Source organism: Candidatus Marivariicella sp. (assembly GCF_983056325.1).
The window spans coordinates 1-12,242 of record NZ_CEZOWA010000009.1 but is presented as its reverse complement, the minus strand read 5'-3'; the positions used below and the strand labels follow the sequence as shown (position 1 = coordinate 12,242).

Here is a 12,242-nt window from a genome sequence, read left to right as displayed (position 1 = left end):
TATCTTTGTTAAAATTTAACTTAAAAAAAGTATAGCATGCAACTGTACAACAAATTAAGTGCTAAGGAACATTCAGAAATAATTGAATCTGCTGGAAAAGACAGACTAACTCTCTCTTTTTATAAATATGCACAAATTGGTAATCCAAAACTTTTTAGGGATCACCTTTTTTTAACTTGGAACCCTATAGAGGTTTTGGGGAGAATTTATATAGCTAATGAAGGTATAAATGCTCAGATTTCAATTCCTGCTGAAAAAATCCAAGATTTTAAATCCAAGATTGATAACATATTATTTTTAAAAAACGTTAGACTTAATATTGCTGTTGAGCATAATAACAAGTCCTTTTTAAAACTCACAATCAAAGTAAGAGACAAAATTGTAGCAGATGGGTTAAATGATGAAACTTTTGATGTCACGAATATTGGTACGCACGTTAATGCAGTCGAATTCAACAATCTTTTAGAGGATCCCAAAACCCTTTGTGTTGATGTTAGAAATCATTATGAAAGTGAAATAGGTCATTTTAATGGGGCAATAACTCCAGATGTTGATACTTTTAGAAACTCATTACCTGTGATTGAAAATTCAATTATTAAAAACAAAAAAGATAAAAATATTTTAATGTATTGCACTGGAGGAATTAGATGTGAAAAGGCAAGTGCATACTTTAAACACAAAGGATTTAAAAATGTTTTTCAATTAGAAGGTGGAATTACTGAATATGCTAGACAAGTAAAAAATACAAATATTGAAAACAAGTTCAAAGGCAAGAATTTTGTTTTTGACGAAAGACGAGGTGAAAGAATTTCTCAAGAAATTATTTCCAAATGTCATCAATGTGGAGCTGCATGTGACGTTCATGTAAATTGTAAAAATCCAGCTTGTCATTTACTATTTATTCAATGCTCCAGTTGTTCAGAAAAAAACAAACATTGTTGTTCTGTTGCATGCGAAGAAATCACAAATATGCCGATAAAGAAACAAAAAGAGTTAAGAAAAGGCACTCAAAACAGTAATAAAATTTTTAGAAAAGGTAGATCAGAACTCTTAAAGTTCAAAAAATAAATTTCACAGATAAACTCAGTGTCTAGATATTGTATCTTTACGCTGACACAAAAAGTATTATGAAAACTAAAAATAGTAATAAAATCTTATTTTTAATTATTTTAATAACTTTTTGCTCTTGTTCAAATGATGTTTGGTTTGGAGACTATAAAGACTTCTCAGGTGGGTGGAAAATACAGGACTCAGCAACCTTTAATTTTAACAAAACCCCAGACACGAATGGAGATATATTTATTAATATTCGAAATGACAACAATTATTCGTTTTCTAACATTTTCATAATTTCAAAGTTGTTAAAAAACGGAAAGGAAATAAGCGTTGATACTCTGGAATACTCAATGGCTGACAAATCAGGAAAGTTCCTAGGAAAAGGTTTTGGAAATGTAAAAGAAAGTTTATTAAATTGGAAAGAAGATTTTGACTTTTTGAGTGATTCAGAGTATTCAATTATTTTAAAACATGCAATGAGAAAAAATCAAAATGAATATGGGATGAAAGTATTGCCAGGAATCATTAGCGTTGGAGTAAGTATAATTTTAAACGAGGAGAAAAATGAGTGATTCAAATAAAAACCCATTCACTTTAGCCATTAATGTTTTTTGGGGAATTATTTTTTCAGTAATTATTCTTTTGGGTTTATTATTCTATGGGGCTGGAATGGGTCATTTTGGAGAAATGCCCGATACTCAGAATCTCGAAAATCCTAAAACTAATCTTGCTACACAAATTTTTTCATCAGATGGAGTTGTTTTAGGAAAGTATTATTTTGAAGACAACAGGACACCTATTCAATTTAGTGAGCTGCCTGATAACATTGTAAATGCCCTTATTGCGACAGAAGATGAAAGATTTTATTCTCATTCAGGAATAGATTGGAAACGAACAATTGCTGCATTAGTTTTTTTAGGAAAAAGAGGTGGTGCAAGTACAATAACTCAACAATTAGCAAGACAGCTTTTTGTCGGAGTTAGGTCTAGAAATATTTCTGAGATAATTACTCAAAAAGCTAAAGAATGGGTTTTATCTATTCAACTAGAGAGAAGGTATACCAAAAAAGAAATTATTGCTATGTATTTAAATATTTACGATTTTGGATATAATGCAGACGGAATTAGATCTGCCGCAAAAATATTTTTCAATACAACTCCGCAAAAATTAAAGATAGAGCAATCAGCAACATTGATAGGCATGTTGAAAAACTCATCTTACTATAATCCATTAAGAAGACCTGAGCTAGTAAAAAGCAGAAGAAATATTGTTTTTAAACAAATGGAAAGAAATGGTTTTTTATCTAATCAAGCTGTTGATTCTCTTTCAAAAATAAAATTAGAAATAGATTACAGTCCTGAATCTCACAGAGAAGGACTGGCCACATACTTCAGAGCATACCTACAAGAGTTTATGAGGGGGTGGATAAAGAAAAACCCAAAACAAAATGGAGATAAATATAACCTATATCGGGATGGTCTAAAAATTTATACAACAATTGACTCTCAGCTTCAAAGTATTGGGGAACAGTCTGTTCGTAGTCACATGAAAAACTTACAAAAAGAATTTTTTAGACAAAATTCTAAAAGATTAAACAAAACAGCTCCTTTCTTAGATTTAAGAAAAGGACAAATTGATACTCTTTTAAAGCGATCAGCATACAGATCAGATCGTTGGAGAAATAAAATTAATGCCGGCTGGGAAGAAGATGAGATATGGAAACATTTTAAAGAACCAACACCAATGTCAATATTTTCTTGGAAGGGAGAAATTGATACTGTTATTTCTCCTCTTGATTCAATAAGATATTATAAATATTTCTTACGCTCTTCAATGATGTCAATGGAACCTCAAACTGGACATGTAAAAGTATGGGTAGGAGGATATGATTACAAGCATTTTCAATACGACCAAGTAAAACAAGGAAGACGTCAAATAGGCTCAACATTCAAACCCTTTTTATACGCAACAGCAATTGATCAATTAAAACTTTCTCCATGTGATGTTTTTCCAGATGGTCTTTTTTGTATCGAGCCAATGAAGCACGGAAATATTGATGCATGGTGTCCTGAAAATGCAGGGGACAAATATGGAAAGAACCGAACTTTAAAAAACGCATTAGCAAACTCAGTAAACACCGTAAGTGCCAGATTAATGGATAAAGTAGGACCAAGACCAGTAATCAATTTAGTTAGAAAAATGGGAATTACATCTAAAATTCCTTCTGTTCCTTCCATTGCGCTTGGAACTCCTGATATAAGTCTTTTTGAAATGGTTGGAGCATACGGCACTTTTGCAAATAGAGGCATATATGTAAAACCGGTTATGATTTCAAGAATAGAAGACAAAAACGGAACGGCTATTTACGAATCGGTTCCCGAGACGCAAGATGTTATGTCTGAAGAATCGGCCTATGTAACCATAAGCTTAATGAAAGGAGTTACAGAGCAAGGATCAGGTGCCAGGCTAAGACATTCAGGGCTTGAAAAGAAAAGCTATATTTATAAAAACACTATCACTGGATATCCTTATGTTTTCGATAATCCAATTGCTGGCAAAACAGGAACAACCCAAAACCAGAGTGATGGTTGGTTCCTGGGAATTGTGCCAAATCTTGTAACGGGTGTTTGGGTTGGAGGAGAAGATCGGTCGGTTCATTTTAAGAAAATAGCATTTGGACAGGGAGCAACAATGGCATTACCAATATGGGGAAGTTTCATGAAAGAGGTCTACCTTAGACCAGATTTAGGAGTATCAAAAGAGGATTTTATTAAACCCAAAGTGCTTAAGATTCCCCTTAATTGTGATAAATATAAGCTAGAGGAATTTGATAAAGATATTGAAGATCTGGAAGGGTTTGGGTATTGATCATTGATTATCATCAGCATACCATTCAGCAAAAGCTGTAGCCGTTTCTCTGAGTTTTAATGAGTAGAGTTGTAATTCCTTAGGAAGTCGATTTTGGATTTTACTTGCGAAATCTGAAACCAACATCTCACAAGTTGGCTGATAGTTTACTCTAACTATTTTATTTCCTTTTTCTTCCATTTCGTCTGCTAGTTCACTATGAGGTGAACTACAGTTCAAAACAGTTGCATGATCAAAAGGAATAATAATTTCCTCTTTCACAATTTTTTTTAAATCACTAAAATCAATTACCATCCCAAACTTAACATTATTAGGATCGTGTATTGGATTTCCTAAAACAGTTACATATAGTTTATAACTGTGCCCGTGAACATTTTTACATAGCCCATCGTAACCATAAAGTGCATGCCCAGTTTCTAAGCTAAACTCTTTAGTAATTCTTATCATATTATTCATGACTTCAGTCCTTTCTGGTTAATATTTTTTCAAAACAATAAAATGGAAACTCACTTTGTTTTGGGAAATAGACATCTCCTAGTTGAATGTAATCCCTGGCCATATAAAACTTTGAGTTTCTCTGATTTTGACTAAAGGTATCAAGTCTAACTGAAATACAGTTCATTTTATTTGCTTCTTCTTCTGCAAAATCCATCATTAATTTCGCTAAACCTGTCTTTTGATTCCTGGGATGAACAGCTAGTCGGTGAATATACATGTTGTTTCCATCTGGGGTGAGCCAGTCAACGGTATTATAAAGCTCATCTTTTAACTTTGAAAACATGATACAGCCAACTATGATATTATTAATTTCAGTAACATATAATTCTTTGTTTTTTATGTCTTCTTCAAAAACAGCTCTTGAAGGGTAATGCTCATTCCATTGAAAGATGCTCCTAGAGATCATGTCCTCTGCGCAGGATTCAGTTAATTTTTTTACGTTATCAAGGTCAGAAAAGTATGCGAGTCGAATCATATTATAGCTTTAGCAAAATAATTTTTAAAACATCATTAAGCAATATTCTATTTTTTAATAGAAAGATGTTATAATTTTAACAATGTCTCAATTTTACATAAACATATTATAAAAAGCAAATTGAAAAAAATTTTAATTTATTTGACTTTCTGTATTATGTTTTCGACTTTAAATATTCATTCCCAGTCATACATTGAATTATCTGTTGACAATGATTTGTACTTTTTAACAGATCAATATTATTCAAGTGGAATAATTATCTCATATGGAAAAAGAAATAAAAATAAAGCAAACCACTGGCGATTGGGACAAGAAATTTATCATCCTTCACAGAGATATACGAGTGATCTTTCAAGAATAGACTATCCCTATAGCGGTTGGCTTTATATTCAAAATGAAAAAGAATATTTTTTAAGTGAAAACTCTAGTTACAGTTGGGGGGTTGAATTAGGAGTGACCGGGGATGCTTCTTTAGCAGAAACATTTCAAAATTTTTTACATAAAACGTTTTTAAAATTACCACAATTAACATGGACTGGAGCTCAACCTCAAAGCATACAAATTGGAGTCTTTGGACAGATAAATAAAACCATTAGGTTATCTAAATATTTTCATGTTACCTCTCAGATTTATTCGAAAATATCAAGTCACAGACTCCAGTTCTTGGGAAGAACTGGACTTTTAGTTGGGCTGACTCCAAAATTTCCTTTTCAAAAAGTATCTTTTGGAATAAAAGAATCTTCAATAGGTTTATATTTTGGAACTCGACAGGAGTATAGGCCACATGATTTTGCTTTAAGTGGAAATTTTTATGATTTTTCTCCACGAGAAAAAACGTATACCAATATTAATTATAGAAATAGTTTTGAATTTGGATTTTTCTCACAGAAAAAAAAATGGACAATTTTAACTTTATATCAATCCATGAGTAAAGACACACCTGGTCAAAGGTATGATAGGCATAAAGTTCTTAATATAACAATAAGAAAGCAATTCTAAAATATTCATAACTTTAGTTTTATGCAAAAACTCAGAAGAACATTTGTTTTATTTTTTTTAGGGGCATTATATTCGTGCAATATGGCAAGTAATTTTCAAGAGAATATTTCTGCTGATCTAAAAACCAAAAAACCTTTAAAAAAGACAGATGAAATAAAAACTCTTATTGGAACAGGAGAGTTTGTCAATTTAAAAAATAGAAAACATGAAATATTTTTTATGGATATCGTTAAGCCAAAAGGATATTTCTTTGTTAAAGACAGCTTGGATATGGACTATTTGGTTAAAAGGATAATTATAAATGACACACTACTTAAAAATCAAAACTAAATCTGATCTGGACGTTTGAAAGGATTTTTCATAAAACCCCCAATCTGGATAGTTAAACCATTAAAAATATTTGGCTGAATTCCAGAAAGATTTGTTTTTTTGCCACTTAGGTACTGATATTGAAGACCGATATTTAGCCTTTTCCAAACTTGATACTGTATGGCTATAAATGTTCCAAACGTATTATTGAAATATCCATCAGGATATACAAGTGATCTAGAGATTGAATTAATAATTGAAGAGTTTTTAGCATTTAAAAAATAGTGATATTTCAATCCTGCCTCAAAAAAAAATTTTCGTGTAGGATAAAGTCTAATTGATAATGGGAAGCTTAAATAATTTATACTATCTGAGGAGTCTTCTAAGAAGCCATCATATTTATAACGAATTTCGTTAAACTCAATACCAGTTGAGAAACCAAATGTTTTAGATCTAAGATTTTGAACAACAAACCCAAAGCCCTTTCCGACCTGCGTTTTGGTATAGTTTTGATCAGAATTTATTCCATTCAAACTAGTATACAAGGAGTAATTCAAGGAGTGATAGAAATTGTCTGGATCAGGACCAGCCCTGTATTGCTTGTAAAGATTGATGTTTCCTTGCGAAAAAGAAAATAGACCAAAATTAATAAAAGTTAAAAATAAATAAACTCGCAACATATCTTCTAATATACAGCAAGAACATAAAACTAACCACGCCAGGATTTAATTAAGATTAAACTTTCTACTTTCTTCGACTACTTTAGAGATATCTTATGCCCTATTTTCAATAATTGGCCCTAGATATTCATCATACATTATACTTTTTTAGAAGCAGATAATAATGGAGTTATCGAACACAACGACTACATTTTTGTGATAAAAATTAAAACTTAAAGAGATAAAAAAGTTTTTCTTAAATTTAAGATACCTTAAATAAAAACTTATGTCTAAGCAAAACAGAAGAGAATTTTTAAAAAATGCAAGTCCTTTATTAGCTTTTCCGTGGCTAAGCACAAAAAGTATTTTCACTTCAAGTCCCGATACAATTTTGTATAATGCAAATGTAATTACTGTAAATCCCAATAAACCAACAGCTCAGGCTATTGCTATTTTAGGAGAAAGAGTTGTAGCCATTGGAGAAAATAATCAAATATTAAAATTAGCAAATTCAACTACAAGAAAAATTGATATTGCAGGAAAAACAGTTGTTCCTGGATTTATAGACGCCCATTCTCATCCAGCGTCATCAGGATTATCGCATTTAAGAAATGTAGATATAGATTTAAGGTCAATTGAAGAGATAAAAAAAGCGATCCATGAGAGATCGAAGTCTACCCCTCCAGGAGAATGGATTTTAGGATTTAAATATGATGACACAAAAATTAAAGAAGGAAGATTAATAAATAAAAATGATCTTGACGAAGCAGCTCCAAATCATCCGGTTAGAATAAAACACAGAGGAGGCCACTCAAATTATGTAAATTCAATGGCTTTGAAGCTAATGGGTTATAATAAAAACACCCCCGATCCACCAGGAGGTAAAATTGGTAGAGAATCCAAAAACGGGAATTTAACAGGGCAACTATTAGAAACGGCTGCACATCCTTTGTCAAAATTGATTCCAGACACTTTTACCGAAAAAGATTATCAGGAAGGAGTTCGGTTGATAACTGAAATGATGACGAAAAGTGGAGTTACTTCTGTAACTGAAGCTTATGGATCTTCAACCTTTTTAAAAGCCTATCAGGATGCTTATAAAGCAGACGAATTATCTATGAGAATTTATAGTATGATTTCCTACAGAGAAATAGATAAGTTTATTGATGCCGGAATTAAGACTGGTTTTGGGGATAACTGGCTTAGAATAGGAGGAATGAAGATCACAATAGATGGTTCAATTTCAGAAAGAACAGCTAGGTTGTCAAAACCATATATTGGAAGACCTAATGATTACGGAATACTTGTTATGGAAGAGGAAGAGGTTTATAAGTATGCCCATAAAGCGCATTCAAATGGATGGCAAATAGGAGTTCATGCAAATGGAGATGTAGGAATTGACAAAACACTAAATATTTATGAGCGACTTCAAAGAGAAAATCCTCGTCTTGACCCCAGGTTTAGACTTGAACATTGTACGGTAATTAATGATGATCTTGTTAGGAGAATTAAAAACTTAAATGCCATTCCAAACCCTTTTTCCACATATGTTTATTTTCACGGAGAGAAAATGAAGCAATATGGAAAGGAAAGATTAGAAAACATGTTTGCAGTTCGAAGCTTTCTTGATGCGGGAATAAACGTTACACAAACCTCAGATTACCCGCCAGGACCTTTTGAGCCGATGATGGCTATTCAGTCCAGCGTAACCAGAACAGATATAAACGGAGATGTTTGGGGTCCATCACAAAAAATAACTGTAGATGAAGCCATTAAAGTAGGTACAATTAATGGGGCTTATGCTTCCTATGAAGAGAGCATTAAAGGTTCTTTAGAAAATGGAAAATTGGCAGATTTAGTAGTTCTTGACAAAGACCCTAGAAAAGTTGATCCCATGGAAATTGTAAATATTCCAATTGAAAGAACAATGGTGGGAGGAAAATGGAAATACGAGTCTTAAAAAAATAATTTTATGTCGGATAAAAAAGATAGGACCCTCAAATATAATCTTGACCATACATTATTTTCATGGTCAAAACAAAAAGGAATTAAGCCTTTAAATATCAAAAGGGCAAAAGGAATTTATTTGTTTGACGATGATGGAAATAAAATAATGGATTTTTCCTCTGGACTTATGAATGTTAACATTGGACACGGAGATCAAAGAGTAACTAACGCTGTAGTAAATCAAATGCAAAAAGTAAGTTACGTTACACCATCAGCAATTACTCAAGTTAGAGGTGAACTAGGAAAAAAACTAGCTGAAATATGTCCTGGAGATTTAAATAAATCTTTTTTCACCGTTTGTGGAGCTACTGGTATTGAAAACGCGATTAAACTAGCAAGACTTTACACTGGTAGACATAAAATATTATCAAGATATAGGTCATATCATGGTTCAACAACAGGAGCTATGTCAGCTGGAGGAGATCCAAGAAGACTTCAAGTTGATGCTCATCAAGCTCCTAATTTTGTTCATCTAGAGATACCTTATGAATATAGATCTGCAGGAATTAACTGGGAGCAAGAATGCTTCGATAAGCTTGATAGAATCTTAGCATACGAGGGTCCAGAAAATTTTGCAGCAATTATAATGGAGGGAGAATCAGGTACTTCAGGATGTCTCAAGCTACCTAAGGGTTATTTTAAAAAATTAAGAGAAGTATGTGACAAACATGGCATTTTATTAATTTCAGATGAAGTGATGAGTGGCTTTGGAAGAACAGGTCAATGGTTTGGAATTAATAACCATGACGTGATACCTGATATGATGGTCTTAGCTAAAGGAATTACAGCAGGATACATACCTTTTGGCGCCCTACAAGTAAGTGATAGAATTGCAGCTCATTTTGACAATGATCCGATGATGCTTGGGCTAACGTATTCAGCACATCCTACAGCTTGTGCCGCTGCTTTGGAGGTTATTAAAATTTATGAAGACGATAATCTCATTAACAACGCGAAAGAAATGGGTAAATACATGGAAGAACAAGTTGAGCTTTTGAAAATTAAACATCCCTCTATTGGAGACTTTCGAAATACAGGACTTCTTGGCTGTATAGAATTAGTTAAGAATAAAAACTCCAAAGAACCCATAGCAAAATTTAATGCTAAGCCACACGAATTAATAGTGATGAATGAAGTAAAGGCTAAAATTTCTGAATTAGGAATGTACACTTTTAGCAAGTGGAGCTATATATTTGTTGCGCCTCCACTTTGTATAAATAAAAATCAAATAGATGAAGGCCTAAAAATTATTTCAGAGGCCTTAAAAATAGCAGACCAGGCATGTGAATGATTTTCAATTAATAAACTTTACAAATAAATGATCAGCTTAAAGAGAATTATTGACAATAAAGGAAATAATAAAAACTTTTCCTTTAAGCATATAATTTTAGAGATAATCTTAGTTACTGGGGGTATTTTAATTGCTCTAGCAATAGATAACTGGAACAATAAAAGAGTTGAACAAGCTGATATTAATGGCTATTATAAGGACATTCAAGTTGAATTTAAAGAGACAATTAATTATCAAAAACGTCAACAAAAAACATTACAATATCTCCAAAATTCGATGACAAGATCTTTAGATATTATTAAATCAAAAAATAAAGATTCTATTCCTATCCTAAAAACATTATTAGGAACTCTAGCTACCACCTGGCCTACCAGATACTCCATGCCTATAACTGAAGAGTTTATTGATCTTGATTATATAAATAAGGTCCAAAACGATTCATTAAAAACAATGTTCAAAAAGTATGTTAGGGAAATTGAGAGGTCAAAAGGAATGGCAGAGTATAATGAAGCTCAGTATAATGATAGAATTGAACCATACATCAATGAAAACATTAATTATAGAGAAATTGTTCTCGGAAACTTAAATAGTCAACTGGTTATTGGAGGTCCAAATACTGATTTTGAAAAGCTTTCTAAAGATTTAAAATTTTGGAATATTGTTAATTTTAAAATAGAGACAACAATCATTGAGACTTCATGGCTTAAAAGAGACACTGAGATTTTTCAAATAATTTACAATCTTCTTAAAGAAGAAAACAAAATCAATTCTAATTAAGAATTAGTTGAACTTGTAGCACCTTAATAAGGTAAGGAATTTATTACATTTGAGTATTCATAATTTGTAAACAAAAAACAATTTTATGTCAACTAGAAGACATTTTATAAAAACAACGTCATTTGCTGGAATTAGTCCTTTTGTAATTAATCCTTTTTCATTTTCAGGATCATCAAAACCACTGAGAGCCTCTTTAAATCCGAGCTCCGTTGTTCTTAAATGTGACGCTCAAGAACTTTTAGACTATGCTATTTCTTATGATTTTTCTGCAATTAGCCCTCCTTTAAAGGAACTTCTTAAGTTAAAGCCAAATGAAAAAAAAGCGTATCTAAAAAAAATGTTAAGTAATGAAATTGTATTTGATTCCGGAGGACTCCCTGTTGAATTTCGTTCTTCAGAAGAGGTTTTTCAGCAGGGGCTCAAGACTCTTCAACAAAATATTAAAGCAATTGCTTCTTTTAATATATCAAGTCTTGTTACTTGGATAATGCCAACACACGATAGCTTGACGTATAATAAAAATTTTGAGCTGCATCGCGTAAGATTGGGAAAAATTGCGAGTGTTTTGAGTTATGAAGGAGTTCAATTAGGGCTGGAGTATGTGGGGCCAAAAACACTAATGGTGACAAATAAATACCCTTTTTTACACAGTATTTCTGAATTAAGAGAACTTATTAATGCTATTGATAAGGATAATATTGGTTATTTACTGGATAGTTTTCACACCTATTGTGCGGGAGATCAGATAGAAGACATGAACTTCTTAAATGTTAAAGATATTATATCTGTTCAAATCAACGATGCGGTTGTCAATCGAACCGCAGACACTCAGATAGATTGGGAGCGAGAATTGCCTGGAGAGACAGGAATCATCGATCTAAAAAAATTTTTAGATTTCATTCGTTCAAAAGGTTATGAAGGGGCAGTAAGCGTTGAACCCTTTAATGAAAACATAAATCTAATGGAAGCTCCTACTAAGCTCAAAAAAATAAGAGCATCTCTTTTAAAAAATGGAATTTAAAAAACCTTAATAAAATGATAGGGGATGTAGCTCAGCTGGCTAGAGCGCTTGACTGGCAGTCAAGAGGTCGTGGGTTCGAGTCCCATCTTCTCCACATTGTAAATCAAGCACTTACACTAATATTGTAGGTGCTTTTTTATTTTTAGGGTAATATAAAGGGTAATAATTTATGTTTCTTCAACCTATTTAAGAGAATCACAAATCCAAGAACTTAATGAATAAACAAGGGCAAGTCTTCACTTACTTCATTACTAGCTTGTTTCATTCTTGGTAAAGTGTATT

Annotated in this window: 12 protein-coding genes and 1 tRNA gene; 10 read left to right on the top strand and 3 right to left on the bottom strand. The window is 32.2% G+C overall.

Going from position 1 to position 12,242, the window contains the following annotated elements; genetic code table 11:
* The first annotated feature begins 36 nt into the window (after positions 1–36).
* From trhO to AC3ATN_RS04185, 3 genes are read left to right on the top strand one after another with little or no spacing between them, the layout of a single operon-like run.
* On the top strand, positions 37–1,068 hold the full coding sequence (gene trhO / locus AC3ATN_RS04195; protein ID WP_487531980.1) for an oxygen-dependent tRNA uridine(34) hydroxylase TrhO: 1,032 nt from the start codon (positions 37–39) through the stop codon (positions 1,066–1,068).
* Positions 1,069–1,127: 59 nt separating this feature from the next.
* Complete coding sequence (locus AC3ATN_RS04190; protein WP_487531979.1) at positions 1,128–1,628, top strand: gliding motility lipoprotein GldH; 501 nt, start codon at positions 1,128–1,130, stop codon at positions 1,626–1,628.
* Positions 1,621–3,924, top strand: coding sequence for a penicillin-binding protein 1A (locus AC3ATN_RS04185; protein WP_487531978.1), 2,304 nt, complete (start codon positions 1,621–1,623; stop codon positions 3,922–3,924). The genes AC3ATN_RS04190 and AC3ATN_RS04185 overlap by 8 nt, the downstream gene beginning before the upstream one ends.
* Here the strand turns inward: AC3ATN_RS04185 and AC3ATN_RS04180 are convergent, their stop codons facing one another.
* The gene (locus AC3ATN_RS04180; RefSeq protein WP_487531977.1) at positions 3,925–4,380 is read right to left on the bottom strand and encodes a 6-pyruvoyl trahydropterin synthase family protein; all 456 of its coding nucleotides are present in this window, start codon (positions 4,378–4,380) and stop codon (positions 3,925–3,927) included.
* A 4-nt stretch (positions 4,381–4,384) separates the two neighbouring features.
* The gene (locus tag AC3ATN_RS04175; RefSeq protein ID WP_487531976.1) at positions 4,385–4,897 is read right to left on the bottom strand and encodes a GNAT family N-acetyltransferase; all 513 of its coding nucleotides are present in this window, start codon (positions 4,895–4,897) and stop codon (positions 4,385–4,387) included.
* Between the two features lie 156 nt (positions 4,898–5,053).
* Here AC3ATN_RS04175 and AC3ATN_RS04170 point away from each other — a divergent pair, with 156 nt between their 5' ends.
* Both AC3ATN_RS04170 and AC3ATN_RS04165 read left to right on the top strand, forming a co-directional pair.
* Entirely contained in the window at positions 5,054–5,896 is an 843-nt protein-coding gene (locus AC3ATN_RS04170; RefSeq protein WP_487531975.1) for a lipid A-modifier LpxR family protein, read from the top strand.
* Positions 5,897–5,917: 21 nt separating this feature from the next.
* Positions 5,918–6,226: a hypothetical protein gene (locus AC3ATN_RS04165; protein ID WP_487531974.1), complete on the top strand. Its 309-nt coding sequence runs from the start codon at positions 5,918–5,920 to the stop codon at positions 6,224–6,226.
* On the opposite strand, the gene AC3ATN_RS04160 is transcribed toward AC3ATN_RS04165, so the two are convergent.
* Positions 6,223–6,885 carry a hypothetical protein gene (locus tag AC3ATN_RS04160; RefSeq protein ID WP_487531973.1) on the bottom strand — a complete coding sequence of 221 codons (663 nt, stop codon included), beginning with the start codon at positions 6,883–6,885 and terminating at the stop codon, positions 6,223–6,225. The genes AC3ATN_RS04165 and AC3ATN_RS04160 overlap by 4 nt on opposite strands.
* 265 nt (positions 6,886–7,150) lie before the next feature.
* Here AC3ATN_RS04160 and AC3ATN_RS04155 point away from each other — a divergent pair, with 265 nt between their 5' ends.
* From AC3ATN_RS04155 to AC3ATN_RS04135, 5 genes are all read left to right on the top strand, one after another.
* Positions 7,151–8,824 (top strand): amidohydrolase, encoded by a 1,674-nt coding sequence (locus tag AC3ATN_RS04155; RefSeq protein WP_487531972.1) that lies wholly within the window; start codon positions 7,151–7,153, stop codon positions 8,822–8,824.
* 12 nt (positions 8,825–8,836) lie between these two features.
* Positions 8,837–10,162, top strand: a complete 1,326-nt coding sequence (locus AC3ATN_RS04150) for an aminotransferase class III-fold pyridoxal phosphate-dependent enzyme (RefSeq protein ID WP_487531971.1) — start codon at positions 8,837–8,839, stop codon at positions 10,160–10,162.
* A 27-nt stretch (positions 10,163–10,189) separates the two neighbouring features.
* Positions 10,190–10,939, top strand: coding sequence for a hypothetical protein (locus AC3ATN_RS04145; RefSeq protein ID WP_487531970.1), 750 nt, complete (start codon positions 10,190–10,192; stop codon positions 10,937–10,939).
* A gap of 85 nt (positions 10,940–11,024) precedes the next feature.
* The gene (locus tag AC3ATN_RS04140; protein ID WP_487531969.1) at positions 11,025–11,960 is read left to right on the top strand and encodes a sugar phosphate isomerase/epimerase family protein; all 936 of its coding nucleotides are present in this window, start codon (positions 11,025–11,027) and stop codon (positions 11,958–11,960) included.
* A 20-nt stretch (positions 11,961–11,980) separates the two neighbouring features.
* Positions 11,981–12,054 (top strand) — tRNA-Ala (locus AC3ATN_RS04135).
* The last annotated feature ends 188 nt before the right edge of the window (positions 12,055–12,242 follow it).

Coding starts and splice junctions, on each gene's coding strand:
- AC3ATN_RS04165 (WP_487531974.1), top strand. CDS start 5,918: ATGCAAAAACTCAGAAGAACATTTGTTTTATTTTTTTTAGGGGCATTA.
- AC3ATN_RS04190 (WP_487531979.1), top strand. CDS start 1,128: ATGAAAACTAAAAATAGTAATAAAATCTTATTTTTAATTATTTTAATA.
- AC3ATN_RS04140 (WP_487531969.1), top strand. CDS start 11,025: ATGTCAACTAGAAGACATTTTATAAAAACAACGTCATTTGCTGGAATT.
- AC3ATN_RS04145 (WP_487531970.1), top strand. CDS start 10,190: ATGATCAGCTTAAAGAGAATTATTGACAATAAAGGAAATAATAAAAAC.
- AC3ATN_RS04155 (WP_487531972.1), top strand. CDS start 7,151: ATGTCTAAGCAAAACAGAAGAGAATTTTTAAAAAATGCAAGTCCTTTA.
- AC3ATN_RS04150 (WP_487531971.1), top strand. CDS start 8,837: ATGTCGGATAAAAAAGATAGGACCCTCAAATATAATCTTGACCATACA.
- AC3ATN_RS04175 (WP_487531976.1), bottom strand. CDS start 4,897: ATGATTCGACTCGCATACTTTTCTGACCTTGATAACGTAAAAAAATTA.
- AC3ATN_RS04180 (WP_487531977.1), bottom strand. CDS start 4,380: ATGAATAATATGATAAGAATTACTAAAGAGTTTAGCTTAGAAACTGGG.
- AC3ATN_RS04160 (WP_487531973.1), bottom strand. CDS start 6,885: ATGTTGCGAGTTTATTTATTTTTAACTTTTATTAATTTTGGTCTATTT.
- AC3ATN_RS04185 (WP_487531978.1), top strand. CDS start 1,621: ATGAGTGATTCAAATAAAAACCCATTCACTTTAGCCATTAATGTTTTT.
- AC3ATN_RS04170 (WP_487531975.1), top strand. CDS start 5,054: ATGTTTTCGACTTTAAATATTCATTCCCAGTCATACATTGAATTATCT.
- trhO (WP_487531980.1), top strand. CDS start 37: ATGCAACTGTACAACAAATTAAGTGCTAAGGAACATTCAGAAATAATT.